16 protein-coding genes and 3 tRNA genes are annotated in these 24,414 nt (G+C 48.7%); 9 read left to right on the top strand and 10 right to left on the bottom strand.

Features of this window, described 5'->3' with window-relative positions; genetic code table 11:
- The first annotated feature begins 11 nt into the window (after positions 1-11).
- Together B5F83_RS06760 and metG are read left to right on the top strand one after the other, a co-directional pair.
- On the top strand, positions 12-1,427 hold the full coding sequence (locus B5F83_RS06760) for an MFS transporter (RefSeq protein WP_087278788.1): 1,416 nt from the start codon (positions 12-14) through the stop codon (positions 1,425-1,427).
- An 80-nt stretch (positions 1,428-1,507) separates the two neighbouring features.
- Complete coding sequence (metG, locus tag B5F83_RS06755; protein WP_087278791.1) at positions 1,508-3,694, top strand: methionine--tRNA ligase; 2,187 nt, start codon at positions 1,508-1,510, stop codon at positions 3,692-3,694.
- Between the two features lie 63 nt (positions 3,695-3,757).
- Here metG and B5F83_RS06750 read toward each other — a convergent pair whose 3' ends face one another.
- From B5F83_RS06750 to B5F83_RS06740, 3 genes are all read right to left on the bottom strand, one after another.
- Positions 3,758-4,540 (bottom strand): hypothetical protein, encoded by a 783-nt coding sequence (locus tag B5F83_RS06750; protein WP_087278794.1) that lies wholly within the window; start codon positions 4,538-4,540, stop codon positions 3,758-3,760.
- A 53-nt stretch (positions 4,541-4,593) separates the two neighbouring features.
- Complete coding sequence (locus B5F83_RS06745; protein WP_087278797.1) at positions 4,594-6,537, bottom strand: hypothetical protein; 1,944 nt, start codon at positions 6,535-6,537, stop codon at positions 4,594-4,596.
- A gap of 225 nt (positions 6,538-6,762) precedes the next feature.
- Positions 6,763-6,836 (bottom strand) — tRNA-Asn (locus tag B5F83_RS06740).
- Between the two features lie 264 nt (positions 6,837-7,100).
- Between B5F83_RS06740 and B5F83_RS06735 the strand changes: the two genes are divergently transcribed.
- Entirely contained in the window at positions 7,101-7,550 is a 450-nt protein-coding gene (locus B5F83_RS06735; protein ID WP_087278800.1) for an Hsp20/alpha crystallin family protein, read from the top strand.
- Between the two features lie 707 nt (positions 7,551-8,257).
- Here the strand turns inward: B5F83_RS06735 and B5F83_RS06730 are convergent.
- Both B5F83_RS06730 and B5F83_RS06725 read right to left on the bottom strand, forming a co-directional pair.
- Positions 8,258-8,331, bottom strand: a tRNA-Lys gene (locus B5F83_RS06730).
- A gap of 22 nt (positions 8,332-8,353) precedes the next feature.
- Positions 8,354-8,426, bottom strand: a tRNA-Lys gene (locus B5F83_RS06725).
- A gap of 93 nt (positions 8,427-8,519) precedes the next feature.
- Here B5F83_RS06725 and B5F83_RS10555 point away from each other — a divergent pair.
- From B5F83_RS10555 to B5F83_RS10790, 4 genes are read left to right on the top strand one after another with little or no spacing between them, the layout of a single operon-like run.
- Complete coding sequence (locus B5F83_RS10555) at positions 8,520-9,050, top strand: hypothetical protein (RefSeq protein WP_143822484.1); 531 nt, start codon at positions 8,520-8,522, stop codon at positions 9,048-9,050.
- 57 nt (positions 9,051-9,107) lie between these two features.
- A complete protein-coding gene (locus tag B5F83_RS06715) occupies positions 9,108-11,528 on the top strand; it encodes a TonB-dependent receptor (protein ID WP_087278985.1) in 2,421 nt (806 codons plus the stop codon).
- A 57-nt stretch (positions 11,529-11,585) separates the two neighbouring features.
- Positions 11,586-12,977, top strand: coding sequence for a DUF4374 domain-containing protein (locus tag B5F83_RS06710; RefSeq protein ID WP_087278806.1), 1,392 nt, complete (start codon positions 11,586-11,588; stop codon positions 12,975-12,977).
- Positions 12,974-13,954 carry a PepSY-associated TM helix domain-containing protein gene (locus B5F83_RS10790; RefSeq protein ID WP_087278808.1) on the top strand — a complete coding sequence of 327 codons (981 nt, stop codon included), beginning with the start codon at positions 12,974-12,976 and terminating at the stop codon, positions 13,952-13,954. Before B5F83_RS06710 ends, B5F83_RS10790 begins: the two co-directional genes overlap by 4 nt.
- 214 nt (positions 13,955-14,168) lie before the next feature.
- On the opposite strand, the gene B5F83_RS06700 is transcribed toward B5F83_RS10790, so the two are convergent.
- Complete coding sequence (locus B5F83_RS06700) at positions 14,169-14,564, bottom strand: hypothetical protein (RefSeq protein ID WP_087278811.1); 396 nt, start codon at positions 14,562-14,564, stop codon at positions 14,169-14,171.
- A gap of 429 nt (positions 14,565-14,993) precedes the next feature.
- Here B5F83_RS06700 and B5F83_RS06690 point away from each other — a divergent pair, with 429 nt between their 5' ends.
- Entirely contained in the window at positions 14,994-15,893 is a 900-nt protein-coding gene (locus tag B5F83_RS06690; RefSeq protein WP_087278817.1) for a hypothetical protein, read from the top strand.
- Here the strand turns inward: B5F83_RS06690 and B5F83_RS06685 are convergent.
- The gene (locus B5F83_RS06685) at positions 15,811-18,501 is read right to left on the bottom strand and encodes a calcium-translocating P-type ATPase, PMCA-type (protein ID WP_087278820.1); all 2,691 of its coding nucleotides are present in this window, start codon (positions 18,499-18,501) and stop codon (positions 15,811-15,813) included. The two genes, B5F83_RS06690 and B5F83_RS06685, sit on opposite strands and share 83 nt — an antisense overlap.
- Positions 18,502-18,605: 104 nt before the next feature.
- On the opposite strand from B5F83_RS06685, the gene B5F83_RS06680 reads away from it, so the two are divergent.
- Positions 18,606-19,742, top strand: coding sequence for an AI-2E family transporter (locus B5F83_RS06680; protein ID WP_087278823.1), 1,137 nt, complete (start codon positions 18,606-18,608; stop codon positions 19,740-19,742).
- A gap of 60 nt (positions 19,743-19,802) precedes the next feature.
- On the opposite strand, the gene B5F83_RS06675 is transcribed toward B5F83_RS06680, so the two are convergent.
- The 3 genes from B5F83_RS06675 to B5F83_RS06665 are packed head-to-tail and all read right to left on the bottom strand — an operon-like array spanning position 19,803 to position 24,383.
- Positions 19,803-21,419, bottom strand: a complete 1,617-nt coding sequence (locus tag B5F83_RS06675) for a fimbrillin family protein (RefSeq protein ID WP_087278826.1) — start codon at positions 21,417-21,419, stop codon at positions 19,803-19,805.
- Entirely contained in the window at positions 21,416-23,374 is a 1,959-nt protein-coding gene (locus tag B5F83_RS06670) for a hypothetical protein (RefSeq protein ID WP_087325286.1), read from the bottom strand. The genes B5F83_RS06675 and B5F83_RS06670 overlap by 4 nt, the downstream gene beginning before the upstream one ends.
- 34 nt (positions 23,375-23,408) lie before the next feature.
- Positions 23,409-24,383 (bottom strand): BACON domain-containing carbohydrate-binding protein, encoded by a 975-nt coding sequence (locus tag B5F83_RS06665; RefSeq protein ID WP_087278835.1) that lies wholly within the window; start codon positions 24,381-24,383, stop codon positions 23,409-23,411.
- Between the last annotated feature and the right edge of the window lie 31 nt (positions 24,384-24,414).

The following is a 24,414-nucleotide window of genomic DNA, read 5'->3' as shown; positions in this document are numbered from 1 at the left end:
GGATTTTCCTGATGGGAAAGAAAATATCGGAATTTTTCAGGGATACGGGCAATCTGAGATGGATTGTGCTCGTATCCCTTTCGCTTCCGATGTTCGCATCGTATTTTTTCGATGACATCTTTTCCACGATAAGCCAGGAGTTCGAAAATCCCGGTAACGTGGCCCTCGGCTGGTCCATTGCGGATTACGGATTTTTCAGAAGCGCATATTCGCTGCTCTGCATCTTCGGAGGCCTGATTGTCTGCGGGATGCTCCTCGACAAGTGGGGTGTCAGGATAACGGGCTCCATTTTCGTAGGCCTAATGGTCTGCGGGGCGGCACTGATAACATATTCGATATCCGGCTCCTTTGCGGCAAGCCGTTTCGCCGGATGGCTTTCCGGACTTTTCGAGAAACCTTCGCTCGCTTTGGCATACGCCGGCTGCGCGATATTCGGCCTCGGCAGCGAAATAGCCGGGGTAGCCGTAAACAGGTCTATTGCCAAATGGTTCAAAGGCAGGGAAATGGCATTCGCCATGGGGCTTCAGCTCGCACTGGCAAGGCTCGGTACGGCGGCCGCCCTCGTCACTGTGCCGAGAATCGTAAACCTTGAAGGCTACATCCCGTTTTCAGAAACATCCAGACCGGCACATCTCGGGCTGATACTGATAATGACCGGACTGATACTGTGGGCATTGTTCATAGCCATCGACTACCGGACAGGGCGCAAAGGACCGGGCAAAGGACCGGGCAAAGGGCAGCAGGACAAAGGACCGGCTGCGGAAGAAAAAAACGGCGGCACCGAGGACAGATTCCGTTTTTCCGATGTCTGGAAAATAATCGGCAACCGGCATTTCATACTGATTTCCCTGCTCTGCGTGACATTTTACTGCTGCGTAATATCCTTCCGGAAATTCGCCACGGCCATACTCATCCCCCGGTTCGGGATAGAAAGCGACATCGCTTCCCTGATGGTCGCCATGATACCATTCTTCACCCTTGTATTCGCCCCGCTGTTCGGAGCGGTCGTGGACATGGTAGGCAAAGGGACGAAAATCATGATACTCGGTTCTGCAATGATTCTGCTGTCCCACCTGATGGTGGCATTCGCCCCGGGAATCCCGGCATTCGGCTTCATTGCAATCTCGATTCTCGGACTCGGATATTCCCTTGTTCCGGCGGCCATGTGGCCTTCGCTTCCGAAAATCATCCCCGAGAGCAAACTCGGGACTGCATTTTCATTGGTTTACTGGATACAGAACATCGGACTTTTCTTCACCCCCATCATTGTCGGGAAAATCATCGAAAACACAGCCGAGCCGGCAATGGCCGAATATTTTTTCATCGCCCTGGCATTGTGCGCCATAGCTATCTCGTGCATCCTGAGCCGGTCATCCGACAGGCATCCGGAGCTTTGCCTTGACAAAAAGGCCAAAAGCAAAGGATAAAAATGCGCACACGCACGTCCTTTCCGCTTTTTTTCGTTAATTTTGCATGTTTTATAAACATATTCTAATAAAATTGTTTTATGGAAAAGAATTTCAAACGCACACTCGTAACATGCGCCCTGCCTTACGCCAACGGGCCCCTTCACATCGGACATCTCGCCGGAGTCTATGTTCCGGCCGACATTTATGTAAGGTACTTGCGAATGCGCGGTGAAAAAGTGCTTTTTGTCTGCGGTTCCGATGAACACGGCGTGCCAATAACGATAAAGGCGAAAAAGGAAGGCTGTTCTCCTCAGGACATCGTGGACAAATACCATAAAATGATAAAGGATTCGTTTTCCGGGCTCGGAATCGATTTCGACATATATTCAAGGACGAGCTCCCCTACCCACCACCGCTTCGCGGCGGATTTTTTCAGAAAACTTTATGACGAAGGGAAGTTCATCGTAAAGGAAAGCGAGCAATACTACGACCCGGAAGCGAAAACATTCCTTGCCGACAGATACATTGTGGGAACCTGCCCGAAATGCGGCAATGAAGGAGCCTACGGCGACCAGTGCGAGAAGTGCGGAAGCACCCTCAGCCCTGAAGAGCTCATAAATCCGCACTCGGCTATAAGCGGAAGCGAGCCTGTAAAGAAAAAGACCAAACACTGGTATCTTCCTTTGGACCAATATGAAGGATGGCTGAAAGAATGGATTCTCGAAGAACACAAGGAATGGAAGCCTAACGTGTACGGCCAATGCAAGTCCTGGCTTGACGGAGGATTGCAGCCGAGGGCGGTAAGCCGCGACCTCGACTGGGGAGTTCCCGTACCCGTGGAAGGGGCCGAGGGCAAAGTACTTTACGTATGGTTCGATGCCCCTATCGGCTATATTTCCAATACCATAGAGCTCCTCCCGCGCACATGGGAGAAATGGTGGAAGAGCAAGGACACGAGGATGATCCATTTCATAGGCAAGGACAACATCGTATTCCATTGCATAGTCTTCCCGTCCATGCTCAAGGCATACGGGGAGTTCATCCTCCCGGACAACGTGCCTGCAAACGAGTTCCTCAACCTCGAAGGCGAGAAACTGTCCACCTCGCGCAACCATGCCGTATGGCTGCACGAGTACCTTCAGGATTTTCCTGGCCAGCAGGACGTCCTCAGGTATGTCCTCTGTTCCAATCTGCCGGAAACGAAGGACAACGATTTTACATGGAAGGATTTCCAGGCCCACAACAACAGCGAACTTGTCGCGATATTCGGCAACTTCGTAAACAGGGCGATAGTGCTCTCGCACAAATATTTCGGAGGGAAGGTGCCTGAAAACCTTTCACCGGCGCCTGTTGACACAGAAACCCTGTCGCAGATTCCTCTTATAAAGAAGAACATCGAAGAAAGCATAGAAAACTTCAAGTTCCGCGAAGCCCTCAAAGGGGCCATGGAAATAGCACGGCTCGGAAACAAATACATTTCCGATACCGAACCTTGGAAAACGGCCAAGACAGACATGGACAGGACGGCTTCGATACTCAACGTATCGTTGCAGATATGCGCCGACCTCGCCATAGCCTTCGAGCCGTTCCTCCCGGACAGCTGCCGCAAATTGAGAAAAATGCTCAACGCCGACATAAACAATTACGGCGAACATACTTCCGATGACAATTTCGACAGAGTGCCTGCCATTCCTGCCGTTCCGGCTATTCCTGCCGATTCGGCCACCGGAGACACCAACGGCAATGACGGCCGCATATTATTGTACTGGGACAGGCTCGGAGAGAGCGACCTGCTTCCGGCCGGCCATCAGTTGTCGGCTCCGGAACTTCTGTTTGCAAAGATAGAAGACGATGCCATACAAAAACAGCTGGACAAACTGGAGGAAGCAAAAAAGGCCAATGAACGTGCCGCCTTGGCTGCCAAACAGTCCGCCGGCCCGGCAGTATCCCCACAAAAGGAAAGCTGCACCTTCGACGATTTCGGGAAAATGGATATCCGCACGGCCACGGTACTGGAGGCCGAAAGAGTTCCTAAGACCGACAAACTTCTGAAACTTACCATAGATACGGGCATCGACAGGCGCACAATCGTATCCGGAATAGCGGAATACTACACTCCGGAACAGATGATCGGCAGGCAAATCTGTGTCCTCGCGAACCTGCTTCCGCGTAAAATAAAAGGAATCGAATCCAAGGGAATGATACTGATGGCACGCCAGCCCGATGGAAAAATGAGATTCATAACTCCGGAAGAAGTCCTGGACAACGGTTCCGAAATAGGTTAGCGAACAAACGGTACGGCCTAATCGGTCAACCGCACGACAAAAAACACAAGAAACAGGGCGGGATCATAAAAGTCCCGCCCATTTCAATATCTCGATTTCCTCTTCCGAGTACAGAAGCCCGTTTATAAAGCCACTGTCGGGAAAGATTCTGGCCGATATCGCGAACAACACCAACGCAAGAACTACTATACCCGAAATCGCCAGCCCCCATTTCCATGCAGGGGCCTTCTTTTTCCCGCTTTCCGGAATCGCTGGGGCTTCCGGGGTCGCCGCTGTTACTGGGGTCTCCACGGTCTCCGATACTGCTGGAGCCGCTGGGGCTACTGGCACCGCTGGTGCCGCCGGAACCTCCGGAGTCACTGGTGTCGCCGATGCTACTGGCACCGCTGGTGTTACCGGAACAGATTCCGGAATGTCTTCGCTCTCGCTGCTCTTCAACGATACCGAAACCAACCCGAAACCGTCGGGGTAAATATCCAAATCCTGGTCGGCCACGAAAAACAGAGTATTTTCCTTTGTCGAGCGCAACTTCCCCAACTCGGGAAATTCCACGGAACGTTTCGACTCAAGCTCCTGCCTTATGTCCGAAACCGCATCCTCGACAAATTTTTCCGCAACGTCCTTATCCACCCCGTTCTTCCCTGCATAAAAGGAAACGAGAAGCCCGTCATCTTCCTTCTTGCTCCTGAAATATATCCTCTTGTAAGGAGGGTTTATGACAAAACCCTTATCGGAAAATGAAGCAGGGACATACTCACAGACGAAAACTCCGAGTCCCGGAAGCGAAACCCTGTCGTTTTCGAGCACAAGCTCCTTAATCATACGGGATAAAAGAAGTACGTCCATCCGTGCGTGAATTAGAAATACAATGCTCTTGCAAAATTAGTCATTATTCGCAATCAAAACAAATCAGCTTTAATTATCTTTCCAGACGAATCTTTGCCGATCGGAGGCAATTCTCCCATATCCAAAGATTCGGACGTATCCGCTACGCAGTCAGGCTTATCCTCCTTATGGCACATTATCTTCGGCATCACGCGTTTTAACTCCTCCGGATATCCTGAATACGGCATGAACTGATTAAAATAATAATCAACATTTTCAGGCGGAGCCACTCCATCTTTTGTCATTGTGTATACCTGATGATACATCTCACCGTAATTTCCATCCTCATCCACTGCAATAGTAGTTACAGTATACGGCTGATCGTACATTAATGCGAAAGTAGGTATGCCCACAATGTTCTGCCCCCACTGCGAGCTTTCCAATGTGGATAAGAACACATCATCTTCGCCATACATGGCGACTACGTCTCCTTGGAAAACGGACACGCACCAATCTACAGCCGAATCGTTAGGCTCATATACGATCGGAACGACAACCATGCCCTGATATCCGCCATAAAGAGGATTGTATTCGGCTATTTCATAACCATCGAAATACTCGTCCACTATGCCTGGAACATACGCGTCGGAAGGTACATGTTGCTCTGTAACAAACGGTACGAGAGCCGGTTCCGATAAGAATACACCCTGTTCATCACATGTGGCCGCCCAAACATAATATTCCGTTTCCGGGACAAGGCATTCAGCAGTAAAAGTCGTTTCGCCTGCAACATAAAATTGTTCCACAATTTCTTCCCAAGTATATCCATAGCCCACATAATCTTGGTATAATTCATCTATGAGCTCATCCGAATACCGTTGCAGAGCGTCCTTGTCTCCGCCATAAGACTCATAAAGAGATTTCTGGATGACATTGTAAAGATAAAACACCGACGCGTCCGAAGGTTTTACGGTAATATCTGCAAAATAAGCACTTATCCTGTCGGCAGATATGTCGAAAGTAACCTTGGTCGGGTCACCCGTATTCAATGTAGTGAAAGGTTCTTTGTGGAGATTCGAAGTATACATGAAAGCACTCGGCTCAAAACCGAAAGCCAATGCATAATAATCCGTGTCAGGCTCTAATCCGGTAAAATTCCTCTCGTTTATCCCATAAACCACATATACCTCTATGAACATGGAATATGCATCGATTATACTTTGGATGATATCCTCGTCTGACAATCCTGCACAGTCGGACTGCATAATCGGAAAGACTACATAATTGGCGGTCATGTCGGAAGGAGTCGTAACAACGAAAGCGGTCCTTGCTTCCGGAACTACATCCATGGTAAACGACAAGTCGGTAAGGGTAAACTCCATCGTAAAAAAATTCGCACCTATATAAAATTCGGTAGTGAAATTACACTCATAGTCAAGCCCCACGGCAAAAACGATATGTTCGGTTTCGGGAAGCAATCCCGTATAAGGATAATCCTCGACACCGCTTATCAGGAAAGCCTTCATAAAATCATAGAAAGTCATACCATAACTGTACGCCATGTATTCGAAGGTCTCCCTCAGCCACTGCTGCGCATTATCCACATCTCCTACCTGATATTCGAAATCAGCCTTGGTCATCAACTGGGACGTATAGGTAAGCTCCATGTCGAGCGGCGTGGTTTTCACTTTGGCGGAAGTCGCACCTATTTCATAAACTTCTATCGTAAAAGGATCGTCGTCCGGCTCCGGAGGAAGATCCCCTGCCGCCTCCTGAACAATTTTGACACCGAACTCCAAAGATTCGCCTTCTGAATATTCATATTCCAGAAATATCACGCTTTCGCGCTTGTCTTTCCCGATATTCTCTTCAACCAGGAATTTCACCTCGCCGAAAACTGAATAATCGAAATCCGTGATCCAATCAGCTTCGGTATGCGCCAATACATCCCCGTTTTCCGATGGATTGACGATTTCGTATGCCACTGAAAAAATACCGCCGGAGCACGGAACTGTCATATCCTCAGAAGATACAGGCTCAAAAACAGGCTTGGGGGGGGGGGGATTTGCTCACATCCGTTGATTACCAGAAAAGCGACGGCGGCTGCCGTAAAATAAAAGAAATGTTTCATTGCATCGAGTTTTAAGTTGTTTATAGAAGTTATCGGTTGTAAAATTAAAAAAAATAAACCTATTTTGCAAGAAACAAAAAAAAAGAAATCCGCTCTTACGAGCGGATTTCTGCTCCTCATCTAGGACTTGAACCTAGGACCCTCTGATTAACAGTCAGATGCTCTAACCAACTGAGCTAATGAGGATTGTAATATAAACCTTTATAAAACTCGCTTTTGCGACTGCAAATATAGAGGTTTTTAATGAAACACCAAAATTTTTAAGCCTTTTTAAGAAAATTTGTCACTTTTCGGGTGAAAAATTGTCGTATTAATGACTTTTTGGCGCAAACAGGGCCGTTTTTACAACGATTTTTCCGCTGGCACATCCTTTGACAAAACATACGTCGAATCCGATGAAGGTCGGGTTCAGAGAATAAAAGTTGAATTTAAAATTTGGAGGATATAATTATGGCACTCGTTAGAAGAAATCAGTATTGGTTACCGTCTATATTCAATGACATATTCGACGATGACTTCATGAGTAACAATGTAGCAAGGTTGAACAGCACTTCACCTGCCGTAAACATCATAGAAAACGAAAAGGACTTTACGGTAGAAGTCGCCGCCCCGGGTCTCACCAAATCCGATTTCAAAATCAATATCGCCAACGATGACGAACTGACAATTGAAATGGAGAAAAAATACGAGAACAAGGAAGGGGAAGGCAAGAAGAAAGAAGGAAAATACCTTAGAAGGGAGTTCTCTTACAGCAGGTTCCAGCAGAGCCTGGTATTGCCTGACAACGTCGACAAGAAAGGCATTTCCGCAAAAATGGAACACGGCGTGCTTACCATAGTATTGCCTAAGAAAGAAGAAGAGAAACCCGAAAACTCTATCCATACGATAGATATCGAATAGTGAATCAAACGGTTAAATTGAAGCGGCCCGTTATTTTGCGGACCGCTTTTATTTTGCGTTAATGGACCGCCGCGCCCCATTTCCTTCTGTTCAATCTCCGGCTTGTCAAAAAGAATAAGGGACCAGCGGATAATTCCGGTCGGAAACTTCCGTGGCCTCATTTCTCGCCCGTGACCGGACAAAATCAACTTTTTCTACCCCACAGCCAGCCTGTGTTCTTGTAAAGTGTTGATAATAAGCAGTTTATAAAAATCACATCTGCGCTTGGGTACTTTCTGAGGCACCCAAAGACAGCTTGTGTTTTTGTAAATTACTGATTATCAATCATTTCAGAAGGAACCGGATGGCTGTGGGGTGAAAAATATGCCGGTAAAATCCGATTCGCCCGCCAGTCCCTCGGCAAAGATGTTGTTTCCCTGATCGCCAGAAAACGAAAGTTTGGAGCGAGTTACATTTTGTTAAATCATTAACAATCAATAATTTATCAAAATTAAGCTCGTTTTTGAGGGGTATGAGGACATGGTTGAAAGCGAGTTGCGTTTTTCTAAATAATTGATAATTAGATATTTGTAAATAATTTACTCGCTTCAAGTAGGTTCGGTTCACATTTCCCGCTCCTGTTTCCCACTCCTTGCCCCTGCCCGCCCGTGCTATGGCTGCCCGAAAACAAAAAGCACCTGCAACATCGCTGCAAGTGCTTTTTGAAGTACTTCCTCTGGGGCTCGAACCCAGGACCCTCTGATTAAGAGTCAGATGCTCTAGCCAACTGAGCTAAGGAAGCATGTCCGGCAAACGCCGTCTTGTGATCCGTCTGGGGCTCGAACCCAGGACCCCAACATTAAAAGTGTTGTGCTCTACCAACTGAGCTAACGAATCCAACCTTATTCCCCTTCGTTTTCCGAACGGGACTGCAAAGGTAAACATATTTTTATTACCCGCAAAATTTCTTTCGAATTTTTAGAAGCTTCTTTGAAGCTGTTTAAAATTTTTCAAAAGTTCTTTCTTTTTACTTTTCACTTACGCCGCGAAACATCAGGAAAAGCGAAGCGCAAAACGCCAGAACAAAAACAACCAGGGCAATCATGGCCGCATCCGCCCTTCCGGTACGGTGAAACTCGACTGCGAAAAGCAATAAGACGGCTGGAAAAACAAGTCCGTCCCCTCCGCCATCCCGCACTGCCAAAGTCCTGGCTTCCCCGCACGACAATACTACAACAAGCCTTACGGCAAATGCCAGTAAAAACAAACCGGACACAACCCATGCTGCATGGAAATACAACCCCGACACGGAGTATTGGACGGAAAAACCCCAGACATTTCTCGACGACAATGAAAAAAAACGTCCTGGCCATGTCGTATGCAGGGATGACTATCGAACAAATTTCAAAACGGCTTTGCAAATCCGTTGAATCCGTGAAAAAAATACAGACAAAGCATTTTTTTAAGCCATTTTCCCAAAATCCGGCTACCGGAACGGTGGATTTTCACCAAAAATGGTGATTGTGCGGGAAACGGGAAGTCTGTTACTTTGCGGGCGAAAACGCAAAAAACACAGATATGACATTTTACGGATTACGACGACTCGCCGCAGTGTCCGTCCTGATATTGACAGGCATTTTCACGGCAAAGGCGCAACCCGGCTCCATATTCGGAAAAATATCTTCCACGGAAGGCGAAATCATCGACTACGCCACGGTACTGCTTAAAGGCACGGAATACAACTGTTACACCGACAGGCACGGCCATTACAGGCTTGAAGCCCCTGCCGGCGAATATACCTTGATTGTCTCCGCTCTGGGATTTGAAAAGTATGAACAGACAGTAGACATCCCGGAGGGAGAAGCATTGAAACACAATGTAAGGCTCAGACACGAAGCCACCCGCCTCGAAGCATCCGTAGTCACCGGAAATGCCATCGGAAGGGTAAAACGTTCCGCATTCAACGCCGTGGCAGTCGAGACCAAAGGCCTCAGGAATTCCGCGAAAAACCTCGGGGACGCCCTCACAAGGCTGCCGGGCATGAAGCTGCGCGAATCAGGGGGAGTAGGCTCGGACATGCAGCTGATGCTGGACGGATTCAGCGGGAAACACGTAAAAGTCTTCATCGACGGAGTGCCTCAGGAAGGTGCCGGAACTGCATTCGACATCAACAACATACCGGTAAATTTCGCGGAACGTATAGAGGTGTACAAAGGGGTGGTTCCGGTATCCTTCGGAACGGATGCAATCGGAGGAGTAATCAACATCGTAACCGACAAGGCTAGGCCGAAATGGCATGTGGACGCCTCGTATTCCTACGGGTCGTTCAACACGCACAAGTCATACGTGAATTTCGGCCAGACTCTCGAAAACGGTTTTACATACGAAGTCAACGCCTTCCAGAATTATTCCGACAACAGCTACTATATCGACAACTGGGTAAGGGAATTCGAAACGGACGAAAACGGGAACGTACACAAGCTCCCAGTGGACAAAAACGACATAAAACATGTAAGGCGTTTCCATGACACCTTCCACAACGAAGTCGTGATGGCAAAACTCGGAGTAGCCGGGAAAGACTGGGCCGACAGGCTCATCTTCGGGGTTTCGTATTCCAATTTTTACAAAGACATACAGACCGGAGTATATCAAGAGATTGTTTTCGGACAGAAACACCGCAAAGGCTGGTCGGTCTCCCCATCGCTCGAATACGTCAAACGCAACCTTTTCGTCAAAGGACTCGACGTCACCGTTGCGGCCAATTTTAATTATAACATTACAAGGAACATCGATACTTCCGCAAGATACTACAACTGGTACGGGGAATATTATATCAAGGACACGAAAGGGGAACAGTCTTACCAGAACAGCGAATCGAAAAACACCAATATCAACGCTTCGGTAAACATCAATTACCGTCTCGGCAAGGCCCACACCTTCACCTTCAACCATATAACCAGCGACTTCCGGCGCAAAAGTCGCTCATACATAGGCACTTCATCGGTCCTTACGGCCTTCGACATCCCGAAAGTGACCCGGAAAAACATCACGGGACTCTCCTACCGCCTTGCACTCTCGCGGAAATGGAACGTGTCGGTTTTCGGAAAATACTACAACCAATACAACCAGGGGCCGGTGTCCCAAAGTTCCGACGGGGTTGGAGACTACATAAGCATGGAGCGGACTACCGATTCGTTCGGATACGGCATCGCCGGGACGTACATCCCGCTGAGGGGGTTCCAGATAAAACTTTCATACGAAAAGGCATACAGGCTGCCTACGACGGATGAACTCTTCGGAGACGAAGACCTCGAAGCCGGGAAAACGGACTTGAGACCCGAAAAAAGCGACAACGTGAACCTCAACCTGAGTTACGGTCACGATTTCGAAGGAGGGCACCGCATCTATGCCGAAGGAAGTTTCATCTTCCGCAATACCAAGGACTACATAAAACGCGGGCTCGGCAAGCACGGAAGCACCCAGTTCGGCATCTACGAGAACCACGGGCATGTCCGCACAATGGGCTACAACATCTCCCTGAGATATTCTTATTCCAAATGGTTCGATGCCGGGGTCACGTACAACGATATCGACACGCGGGATTTCGAAAAGACATGGACCGGCGGTTCGCTTCAGGAAAGCATGCACTACAAGGTCCGGCTGCCGAATATCCCTTACAGATACGCCGGCTTCGATGCCAATTTTTATTGGAACGACCTCTTCGCGAAAGGAAATACGCTGACGGTAAGTTACGACAATTTCTGGCAGCACGAGTTCCCGCTTTATTGGGAAAACATCGGGCACAAGGACTCCAAAAACTATGTCCCTACCCAGTTTTCGCACAATATTTCCCTGACTTACAGCATCAGCGACGGTCGTTACAACATTTCTTTCGAATGCAGGAACTTTACCGACGAAAAGCTTTATGACAATTTCAGCCTTCAGAAAGCCGGAAGGGCGTTTTACCTGAAAATCAGGGTCCATTTCGGAAGCAATTGACTATCAAAAGACAAATAAAGATTTTTCAGAAAAACAATAATTAAAAGCATAAGGAAAATGAAGAAAATTATTTTTAAAGGGATTTCAGCGTCCCTCGTCCTGACAGCGGCGCTTGCGGCAAGTTCCTGCGAAAAAGGGAACATCAATGAAGGGCCGGAAAACCCGACCGATGCCGAAGAACTGTATGTCATTGCGGCTCAGGTAGACGGCGTGAGTTATCTCATAACATCGGAAACTCTGGATTCGGGCGAAGTGACCACCCGCAATTCAGGCACCGAAGTAATCGGGGGCACATACTGGATTTACAAAGACATGAACTATGTATTTTCCCTCGCCTACAATGACGGAGGAAGCGGCACGGGCGCATCATATTATCTGAACGCGAGCGGACTTCCGGAAGAAAAATACATCTACGAATTCAACAGGATTACCACATACGGGCTTTGGGGTGAAAACGTAATCACCGCATCCACCGGGGATTCCAACACCACCGACGAAGAAGGCAACATAGCACAGGCCCTGCTGTTCAACTACCTGAACGCCAACGACGGCTCACAGTACGAAAGCTCGACAAATGCCGAGAATTACCTCGGCAACGGGGAGAAAGTGACCTTTGCCGGCTTCGTGGAGGCTAACGGAAAACTTTACACCTCCGTAGTCCCTATGGGAATGAGCAAGTACGGCATCGGACAATGGCCCGACAAAGTGACCGACCCCGAACTCGTAACCACGCAAGACGGCGGGCAGGGAAGCGGGAGCTACACGGCCGGAGTAATACCGTCCACCCAGTTCCCTGATTCGGCCTTCGTGGCAATCTACAGCGGGGACAGTTTCGACGAAACTCCAGTAATAGCGAGAACAGGAAAAATCGGTTTTGCAAGCGGGCGTATGAGGAGCCAGTACTATCAGACCATCTGGGCAGCCGGCAACGGAGACCTTTATGTATTTTCACCAGGTTACGGGCGCACGGCCGTCTCCACTTCCGACTTGAAGAAAGTCACCGGCACGCTTCCTTCGGGAGTAGTCCGCATCAAGGCCGGGGAAACGGAATTCGACCCTTCATATTACGTAAATATTGAAGAACTCGGGACGGGACATCCTATCTTCAGATGCTGGCACATTACCGAAGATTATTTCCTTCTTCAGCTTTACAAGGACGGGGTGGAGAGCATGATAAACGACGGCCGCAACGCCAACACGAACGAGCTTGCCATATTCAAGGGTGAAGACAGGAGCATCACCCCTGTAACCGGCCTGCCGGACGACCTTGCTGGTTTCGGAGGCGAGCCTTACAGCGAGGGCGGCAACATCTATATCGCGGTGACCGTAACCGGCGGAGAACGTCCGGCATTCTATAAAATCGATGCAAGGACAGGACAGGCAAGCAAGGGACTGTCGGTAGAGGCCGATGCGATAAGCCGCGCAGGAAAACTGAAAGTACAAAAATGAGACGTTTTTTCAGGAAAATACACCTGTGGATTTCCGTCCCGATAGGGCTGATTATCAGCATAACCTGCCTTACCGGGGCAATCCTCGTTTTCGAAAAGGAAATTCTCGCACTTGCGCACCCGCATCTATACAGATGTGAAGTTCCCGAGGGCTCCGCAATGATGTCCGGTGAGGAAATAGCAAAAGCTCTCAATGCCTCGGGCGCCGTTGTTCCAGGTGCGGACGGAGCTCCTGGCATGCCTGCCCCTGATAACGCCGTTTCCGGCGCCGACGGCGACAGGCGGGCCGAAGCAAGCGCCCGGGCCGAGGTGGCCGGGCTGCCGGAAACAGCCGGGTCAGCGGGAGTGGCAAAGCGGACCGAGGTGGCAAACGTCAGGCTTCCGGACAGGGAAAACGGTTGCGCAATGGTTACATTCAAGGGCGGCGGAAGAAAGGCCCTGAGCGTAAATCCCTATACTGGCGAAATCAACGGCTGGGTGGAAAGAAGCGGATTTTTCACAGCGGTACGCCAACTGCACCGATGGCTGATGGACATACCGGCAGCCAAGGGAGAAAAGACTGTCGGGAAAACCATTGTCGGCATAAGTACATTGCTGATGGTCGTAATCCTGATCAGCGGTCTTGCGATTTGGCTGCCCAAAGGTTCCCGGATGCTCCGCGCAAGGCTCGGCCTCTCATGCACCAAGGGCTGGAAACGTTTTCTTTACGACAGCCACGTTTCATTGGGATTCTACAGCCTGATTTTGCTCCTTGTCATGGCCCTCACCGGCCTTACATGGTCTTTCGGCTGGTACCGCGAGGCGTTCTATGCAGTCGCAGGCGCGGAACCGGGCCAACTGAAAGGCCTGATATTCTCACTGCACACCGGCACATGGGGCGGAATCTGGAGCAAGATACTTTATTTCATAGCCGCCCTCATCGGAGGCACACTTCCCCTGACAGGCTATTGGCTGTGGCTTAGAAGATTGAAAAAATGACGGGCACACCCCGATTTAATTTTTCCAATTGTAAGATATTATGAATCAATAACTTATAAAGAGAGCACCGAAAATTACCGTGGATTTCAAGGGGTTCGGAACCCTTTGAAATCCACATTCATAAAATATTATTACAACGATAAAACACTGTACATCAGCACAAAACAGCACACTCAGATTAAGTCGGGGCGTGCTTCAAAGAAGGTGGGCATGGTTATTTTTCAGGCTGATTCCGCGACTCCGAAGAATCCTTGATTGCCAGCAATATAGTCCCGAGCAAAGACAGGACGAAAAGGATGAGCGCCACTACGGCCGCCGTCATATTTTCCCTGCAATAAAACTCGACAGTGAAAAGCAGCAGTATGGCAGGAAAGGCGAATCTTTCCAGTCCCGTTCCACTGTCTTTCATTGCCAGGAATCTTGCTTCCTTGCCAAACAACAGGACAAACATCCTTACAAGGAACAGCAGCAGGAACAATCCGGCCACGACCCACATGACGATATTTAAAACATGCAGGCCTTCACTCCTCATGCAAAGCAAAAGTCCGAATAAAGCACCTATGGAGAAAAACCCCATTGCCCGGTCATTGAACAATTTCATGATTTTCATAACTCCAATTGATTAAAAACGATTGTTGCAAAATACAAAAAAATATGACATTTTGCAATTTTTTGGCGGGACAGGTAAACCTTTTTCAGGACGGGACACTTTTTCCGGGAGGCCTGGGAACCTGTATTTCCGCGCCAGAAAATGCCGGCATATTTTCCAACTTCACAGCCAGCCATCATTCTTACAACGTATTGATATTCAATATTTTACCAAAATCACTCCTACGCTTGGGTACATCGGAAAGTACCCAAAGACAGCTCGCATTTTTATAACACACTGATTGTCAGTAATTTCAAAAACCACCTCATGGATATGGGGTGAAAAATTCCAGTGCGAAACAAGCAGGCAAAATCCGCCGCCAGTTTTTTGACATTTACATTTTATTTTCTAAATTGCGCGGCATTAAAACCATTCTGGAGAAGAAAGACAATGAATTTCAGCGATGAAGCCATAGGATTTTTACGGGAAGCCTGCAAGGAAACGGAAATAACACGTCCCTTGCGGGATTTTCCCGAATATGCGCTTGCCACCTGCACCTTCCGGAACATGGAGGCCGGAGACGGACGATGCGGATTCCTGATTGTCCCGAGGCCTCCGAAGACCGAAAGAGGGGAAATCTTCGCGGCACAGATAAGGTCGGACGCCATCCTTTCCTTCGTGGGCCATTTGCGGAAATCCATGGATGCCGCCGTCATATACGAGGACAGATGGTACAGGGAAAACGGGAACATCAGGCTCAGGATAAAAGCACGAATATCGCATTTCGAACAGATAATGGGGAGGAAATGCACGGTAAGGCGCATAACCGGGCCGGAAGCCGATGATTTTCTCGACAGATACCACAGTTACGGGAGTTCCAAATGCAAATACCGCTACGGAACGTTTTCACAGGAGGGACGGCTCATAGCGGTATCCACATTTTCCGGAGCACGCAGATGGCAGAAGCCGGAAGGTACGGTCTCATCATACGAATGGATAAGGTACGCATCCCTTCCCGGAATACGTATCGCCGGGGGCATGGGAAAATCGCTGAACGCATTCATAGCGGAGACGGCACCTGACGACATAATGAGCTACGCCGACCTCGAATGGTCGGACGGGAGGGTTTACGAAACCCTTGGCTTCGCATTCGAAAACGTCACGCCGCCGCAGTCTTTCATCGTAAGCGAAAACAAAAGAGAGCCCATGAAAAGGCTCTCTGAAAAGTCCGCAACGGAAATCATCGGCAATGACCCCGATGCATATATCATCTGCAACCTCGGGAGCGGGAAGTTCCGATTGAAGAGAAAAGCCGAGCAATCTCCCCTACCCAAAGAACCGCCGAGGTAAGCCCTACAATCTTCAGCCAGTCCAAAGGCCTGATAGGGACTACAGAAAACATTTCGCCGCCGAAAGTCGTTATAAGTATCTGGCCCGCAAGTATCACGACGACCATCCAGATAAAACCTTTCGATGAAAACAGGTGTGAAAAAGCGGATTTTCCCGTCATGAACGCCTTTACATTGAACATGTTCCATAACTGTAACATCACAAAGGCAGTGAAGAACATGGAAAGTTCGTAAGTGGTAAGGCCGTCGCCGTCATTCCTGAAATACAGCAGCAGCCACATCAGCACCGCCACGAAAGCCGCGCCCACTCCGAAAATCAGCGCTGCCATATTCCTGCTTATGATGAAATCGCTCCTGCGGCGCGGCTTCTCTTTCAGGACATCCCTTGTCGGAGGAAGCGAAGCAAGCGCGATGGCCGCAAAGGTATCCATTATGAGGTTCACCCAAAGCATCTGCGTGACAGTCAGCGGGGACTGTTCGCCGATGAAGGCGCCGATAAGCACAATCAACGAGGCAACCACGTTGATGGTAAGCTGGAAGAGTATGAAACGCTGGATGTTCTTGTAAAGGGAACGGCCCCATACTACGGCATTCACAATGCTGTCGAAAGAATTGTCCAGGATTGTTATGTCACTGGCTTCCTTGGCAACTGAAGTCCCGTCTCCCATGGACAATCCCACCTGAGCCGCATTCAGGGCAGGAGCATCGTTGGTTCCGTCCCCGGTCACGGCTACCACCTCTCCCTTTTTCTGGAGGGTCTTCACCAGTCTCTCCTTGTCCAAAGGACGGGCCCGGGATATAACCTTCAAATCCGAGACACAGGCCTCCAGTTCCTCATCCGACAATGCGGCGAATTCAGGCCCCGTAATCTGGAATCTCCTGCCGTTGCCGTCAAAGCCGCTCTGTATCTGTTCGAGAGTCACGTCTTCCGGGACAAGCCCCACCTGACGGCCTATTTCGGCCGCCGTAACCGAGGTGTCCCCCGTCACCATCTTCACATCTATGCCGGCATCGATACAGCTGCGGATTGCCGCCGGCACAGTAGGGCGGACAGGGTCGGAAATGGCCGTCAGCCCTATGAAGGTCAGACCTCCGATGACCGTATCAGGGGATTTCGGATCGAGGGCCCCCTCCGGATACGCATCCGCCGCCATGTCCTTATAGGCAAAACCGAGGGTCCTCATGGCCTTTGCCTGGCATCCCCTCAATATCTCCAGGATTTCTTCACGTGAGGCACCTCCGGCAATCTCCGTACACAGGCCGAGGACTATTTCAGGAGCGCCTTTGATCAAAAGGCGCAATTTTCCTTCATGGCGCACGACTGTCGCCATATATTTTCTTTCGGTCGAAAACGTCAGCTGGTCATATACCTCGAAAGAGGCACGCAGGGCCATCGGATCATCCCCGCGTGATTTCAGCCACAGGAGCAAAGCCCCTTCGGTAGGATTTCCCATGACCTTGTCATTCCCGTCCTCCTCCTTGATGTGGGCCGTGGAATTGGCCGCTATGCTTTGTTCCACCAGAACCTTGTCGTCCACAAGAAACCTGGCCTCGGCCACGGTCATGCGGTTCTGGGTAAGCGTTCCCGTCTTGTCGGTACAGATTACGGTAGCCGCGCCCATCGTCTCGCAGGCATGTATTTTCCTGACAAGATTGTTGGAGGCAAGCATCCTCTTCATACTGAGCGCAAGGCTGAGGGTTACGCTCATAGGCAGGCCTTCCGGAACGGAAACCACTATCAGGGTAACGGCTATCATGAAAGTATTCAACAGGTAACTTCCGAAGCCGCTCCACGAAAACGCATCTCCGGAATGCTGGCCGTCAAGAAAATAGACCGCAAGCCGGCCGACTACGATAAGTCCGGCGATAATATAACTCGCTATGGAAATCACCTTGCTCAGCCTGTCAAGCTGCTGGTTGAGCGGGGTCCTCGTCGAAGAGTCGATTTGCGAAGCCACATAGACCTTCCCGTACTCCGAAGCATCGCCTACGGCAAAGACCCTCATCACTCCGCGGCCCTCCGAGACGGTTGTGCCTTTCATCACATGGTGGTAAGGATATGTCGCCTCAAGCCCCTGCGGAGTATCGGCTTCAACGCCTTTGCGTGCAAGCGGCTCCCCTGTAAGCGTGGACTCGTTGACGGAAAGCGAAACCGCTTCGAGAAGTTCCCCGTCGGCCGGGACTTCCTCACCGGTTTCGAGCAGCACGATATCCCCTACTACCACATCCTTCTTGGGCACTTCCACGAGTTCGCCGCTCCGGTATACCTTCACCGGAGTGTCGTCATTGACCTTGTTCAGTACATCGAAAGCCTTGTTCGCCCTGAGTTCGAGTATAAAGCCGACAAGCGTGGCGAGAAGTATCGCGACAAGAATCCCGGCAGGCTCGAAAAACACATTGGCCCCGGCCCCTTCGGCAAAATAATGATAGGCCGATACTCCGAAAGAGAAGAGCAGCGCTATCAGAAGTATCCTGATAATCGGGTCCTTGAATTTGTCCAGAAATTGCAGCCATACCGGTCTGCGTTTGGGAGGTGTCAGAATGTTGCTGCCATGTTCCGCCCGGCTCGCTTCCACTTCTTCGGGAGTCAGTCCTTTGTAATTTTCCATATTTTTATAAAATCTGTTTTCAAAATGCTTTCACCGTCCAGCAAAAAACATACAAAAAATCAACAATTTGCAAAAATAGGAAAATTTTTGCGTATGTTTGTCACATGGAACGATTGGCAAAATACATTATCATAGCGGCATCCATTGCCCTGATAGGGGCATTCTGCTGGTACTTCAGGGAAGTAATATCATACATACTGCTCGCTGCGGTATTTTCACTTGTCGCAACCCCGATAGCAAGGACATTGAGGAAAATACGCATAAGAAAATTCGTTTTCCCCAAGTGGCTGGCATCCATACTGTCGATAGTGACAGTACTCGTGGTGCTCCTTTCTCTGTTTTCCTTCATTATCCCTATCATCAGCAACGTCATAGTCAATTTCGACACGTCCAACCTGCGCACTACCGGCGCCAGCATAGAACTTCCGCTTATGGAGCTTAACAGATTCCTCATAGAGACGTTCCCGGCTCTCGGGCCAGACTTCAAGATTGAGTCAGCGCTGCTCCACCATCTCGGCAACATACTCGATGTCAGCACTTTCACCTCAATCATAGGCTCTGCGGCAGGGACAATCATCAACATAGGCGTAGGGCTTTTCGCCATCGTGTTCATCTCGTTTTTCTTCATAAACAATGACAATATGTTCAAAAACATCATATTGTCGTTCGTAAACGACAAATACACGCAGAAAACGGGAGAGGCGATAGAAGACATGTACAGACTGCTCAGCCGCTATTTCATAGGGCTCATCATCGAAGTCATCGGAGTGGCGCTCATCAACACGATAGGACTGCATTTCGTTGCCGGCCTGACTTTCAGCATGGCTGTCGGCATAGCCTTCATGACCGGACTTCTCAACATCATTCCATACGTAGGTCCATTCGCAGGAGGCGTAATCGGCACTTTCCTCGGCCTGATACTGAAATACTATTCGGCAAGCCCTATGGGGATAGATGTCAGCTTCTGGGGATATACGGCCATACTTGTAGCCATTTTCGTCTTCGCGCAACTCATTGACAATTACATATTCCAACCTATAATATATTCCAACAGCGTAAAGGCCCACCCGCTCGAAATCTTCATCGTCCTTCTTATGGCCGGCTATGTGGGAGGAGTGGTCGGAATGCTCATTGCCATACCGTCGTATACGGTGATAAGGGTATTCGCCGCAAAATTCCTGTCGCATATAAAATTCGTAAGGATGCTCACGGGCAGTGTGCAGGAAAAATCCCAAAAATGACAGGGGTTGTATCAAAAATTTCATTTTGACACAACCCCCCAAGAAAAGTCTTTATATCTGTCAGAATGCCAACATAGGCCTTACAATCGAAGTAGCATATTTAAAGAAACATATATAGTCCACCCAGCCTCCATCGGCGATATCTATATATCTGTAATATTTGTCAGATGCGGTAGCCGCAATCATAACCCCGTTCTGATAATCGCTATACAGTATTTTATTATTGTTGGAAACTTTCTCCATGGCCTTATTCATGGCCGATGCCAGAGCGCCTTGGCCTTCCCATGCCATACTGCCGTTCGCGACACCCGATGCAACGATACCGGTAATATCCAATTCTACATTGCATAGATTGCGGATTGCATCAAGATACTGGCCTCCCGACGGCATGAACCAACCTGTAGTGACACCCTCTGCCGGGCCTCCCACTTCTGAAGCAAAATCATATACCGCCTTAAAACCGGGATAATATCCCTTTGCGAAATCATCCGCCCTTTCGGTATATATCAAATGAGTGGCTCTATATCCATCCAGATTTTCATCTGCCAACGTATACAGTTCTTGCAGATCGGATGTCATCGGGATATTAGGAAAACCTATTTCCTCCTCGTCCCTTGTATAGCTGGCCTCGAAGTCAGTATTCTGAATAGAATAATCGGTATAGAAACGGCGCATATACCCTAAATTATCTGCGCTTAAAAAACCTGCTACCCGCGTAGCCAGAACAATGGCATGCGCGACACCGCCAAGGGCCTCTTTTTCACCATCTGCTATCCTGTCAGGATCAATCTGGCATACAATGCCTATCACATCGGCCGAGGACACCTCTGATGCCGGAGCGTCCTTAGAAATCAGAGAGCCGTCCGCAAGAAAGAAATCACCGACTTGCAGCAAATGCTCTATCACTTCAGGTTCGCCATAGTCTATAGTCACGCAATTGTCGGCTATCGCCTCGCCGTCCTGTTGCCACGGTGTATCCCCGTAACTGCCAGACAGGCTGAAATTCCCCGGCATGATCAAATAAATGTAAAAGTTGCCATCCGTCCACGGCTTAAAGTCATTGAAAACCACATTGCCGGACAAAGAATAGTCAGGAATCTGCCTGTCCGTATTGGTAAAGCGGTAAGTTTTCTCCGGAAGACTTATTTTCACCAATCCCATCGCATGGGACATTTCAAAATCAAGCCTACCCGATGAAGGAGACGCTGTTCCTACAGACAGGTCATAATCTGCAAAACCGTTGCTCTGGTCATCCGGCAAATTCCATCCTGCAATGAAGTCAGCAAAAAATTCCGAAGCCGTGGTCGCAGCCGGGTCTACAGAGGCCCCGAAATTTTCCTGATACGGATAATATGCATAATAAACCGCATTTTCAGGAAATGTCATGACTGAATCCGAAGAAGACCAGACAATGGACCCTCCATTGGATGAAGCCGTAAGACGAAGATTGTCCACAGCTTCTAACACCGTTCCGTTTTCAACCGCAAACAAACCTATCGCATCCCCGTCCGAGAATTCAGCAGGATATACGGCCGCACCGTCCGATGACAGGAAGCCGTCATCTGACACGGAAACAGTCAAAGGCACCAGAACCGATTCCTGCCCGTTCTTTTCACAACCGGCAATCACAAGGATTGCCGGAATCATTATCAACAAGCTGTATATGTTTCTCATCATTTACTTGCTTTAATTGAAAGACTTTCTGTACCAGCCTCTATTTCATTGATGAGGTCTACCAATTCCTGGATATCTCCTCTTTTCGCATACTCTGGCAGAATCATTGTCCTGCCCACAGGCCCCCACATTCCCTGTGAATCCTTTGCGACAGTAAGCATGGTGTAGTACCATCCCAAATAAGTGTATGCATCATAGAAATCAACCGACACGAAAGCGTAGTGGGTGTTTTCGTCAGCCTGATAGAAATACGGATTGGTAGTTATCCAACTCAACAGGTCATCATCGGTCTTGAATTCTTCATCTGGGTTGGAATAGTCTCCGTTCGCCATGTAATAATAGCATTCCACAGCCTCGGACGAACGTTCGAAATGGAACACTGCAATACCTTTGTCTTTCATCAGATGAGGCGAGTCGGCAAACAAGCCGGCCTCCAATGCCTCATTACCGTCATAAACTTTCACGAAAGTACTTGTGAAAGTCGCTGCCGAAACATCCTCCGAACCTGTGGTAGCCGTGGTAGTCAGAACCTTTGCCGCGATACCTTCATTTGAAACGGATACTGCAGCGACAGTATATTCCGTTTCAGGAGTAAGCCCTGACGGTTCAAACCATCCTTCACCTCTGTCGCATACGGCAGTAACGGCATCCAGCATAGAGTATGTAGGATTAAATTCTACCTGCTGGTTGTAATAATCGACTATCGCCTGCTCGACACTCTCTTTTGCGAGTTCTTCCGTATACTCATCGGTAGGAATTGCGACACAACCGTAAAAGATGCTTTCAAACCCGGCTGCCGGAACCACTCTGGCCGAGATACGCTTCGCTGTCGTGGCATCTATGATTATTTCTGCCTCGAAGTCCTCCGGAACGACGCCCCTTTCGCTCATGAACGACACAAGTTCGCATTTGCTTGAAATACCCACACCCGGAGTATATCCGAAAGCGAAGAAATAGTATTCAGTATTCTGCATTATCGAGAAGTTAGGCACGTCCTGATCACCAGTATAAAGTCCTATTCCGGCATCCAAATAGCTTTTAACGCCATCTACATATCTCTGAGCGATTTCATCCGCATCATCTTCTGTCAGATCAGGGAAATTCGCGGATGGAAGGCAGAGGAATATAAACTGTGCTGTCTTGTTTGAAGGAGTCACTTTCAAATGGACAGTCGTGGTTGTAACGTCAGAGTATTCCAAATCGAATGTAAGTTCCGGAGTTTCAGGCACTGTAGATGTTTCTATCCTTGAAAGAGGGGTCGTAGGGGACGCATCTTCTGAAGACATGCCGAATACCGTCAGCAAATATTCGGTTTCAGGGACGAGTTCCGAAACAACACCGGAATATTCTCCCCTATGGAGATTCTGTGAAAGGTATTCCTGCAACGAAATCCCTGCTGCGGAAGCCGCCTGTGCCGCACTTTCGGCCACGGCTTCATATATGGCTTCATCATCAGAGTCCCCGTAAACGGAAAATTCCAAAGCGGCAACATAATAGTCTACATTGTCCATGGAAGGAACTACCGAATACGATATGGATTTGTCCGTAGCGGAAATCACATCAATGTCAAACGAACAATTCTGCCCCGATGTGCCGAACTCCAGAGTCGCCACCTCAGAATATTCGCCGTTTTCCGAAACAGCCGCAGCCGCTATATGATAAGTTTCACCGGCGACAAGGTCGGAAACCGTCACATCCCCGCCGGGAACCTGTATCTTTGTACCTGCGGTCAATATACCCCTTGCTGAAGGCACTTCCGCCGCATCGTTCAACATCATGTATGCCAATTCATTTGCATTTTCAGAAGTTATGCTAAGCGTAGCCGAAGTCATGCCCGAGGACACAAATTCGACACTTACAGTAGGGACTGTCTTCACTTCGTCCTTTTTACAGGAAAAGACCGACATGGCAATCAGTGCCAACACCGATATTTTCAATAAAGTAAATATATTTTTCATTGTTTTCTTTTTTTATTTAAATTTTGATTGTTTTTTACTGCTCATCTTCGTTTTGTGAAAGTTTCATTCTGTACAAAAGATACCCGTAAGGGCAATATGCTTGAGTTCCGTTGTAATTGGTAACATTGAAACCCAAATAAGGCTTGTCACCCCCGTAATAGTCTGCAATAGTCTCAGGCCACCACATCTTGATGATTCTGAACAGAAGGTAATCCCCGTCCTTTGAGACATGTATGGTTACTTCCCTTTCATAGTTCGTGTTGCTCTTGTCGTTTACCGTAATTATACCGGTGCTTTCATCAAACACGTAAGGCCCTGAAAAATCCGTGACCGCTACACCGCCGACAGGATTAGAAGCCCCGTGGACGAACTCTATCTGATTGCCGCCGAAAAGAACATTGGCGTATGACCTGTACTCCGGAGTATCGATGAATTGAAATCCGAGCGCGTCATCCGGAGATATCGGGCTGTCCGGATTTGCCATATTATAGTCAATCGCATACTGGTCAGCAAATTCCCCTGCGGTTATCGTCTGATAACTCAGTTCATTATATTCCGTCAATAGCCTGAATATGGTAGAATCGCGGTCGAATTCACAAACTTCGGCAGTCCAGAGAGTATTATCCAGATCAGATGCCAGAACTTTGGTCGGATCCGCTTGGATTACCGTAAACACAGCAGGTTCCTCCGCATTGGAATACAGAACGGTTACCTCCGTCCTTCTTTCACCGGGAACCGTATTGGGGTCCACATTGAACGAAATAACGCCCGGTTCGCTGACATCGAATTGATTACACCATCCATCGGTGCATATCGGAGTCTCGATTACGCCATCTTCGGCAGGATCGGTTATCGAATAGCTGACAGTATAAGTTCCTCCCGCAGCCTCGACTTCCACGATTCCGGGATCTATTTCAATCACGGAATCCATTGTAGGAACTTCCTCAGTCCCTTTGGAACATGAAAAAATCCCAACTAATAAAACAAATGGTACTAAAAAACGTTTCATTGATTATAAAATATTTAAATTCAAACACAAA

It is taken from the genome of Muribaculum sp. An289 (assembly GCF_002159555.1).
Classification (GTDB): Bacteria; Bacteroidota; Bacteroidia; order Bacteroidales; family UBA932; genus Merdivivens; species Merdivivens faecigallinarum.
The sequence above is the reverse complement of the archived record's forward strand: the minus strand, read 5'-3'. Positions and strand labels throughout refer to the sequence as shown.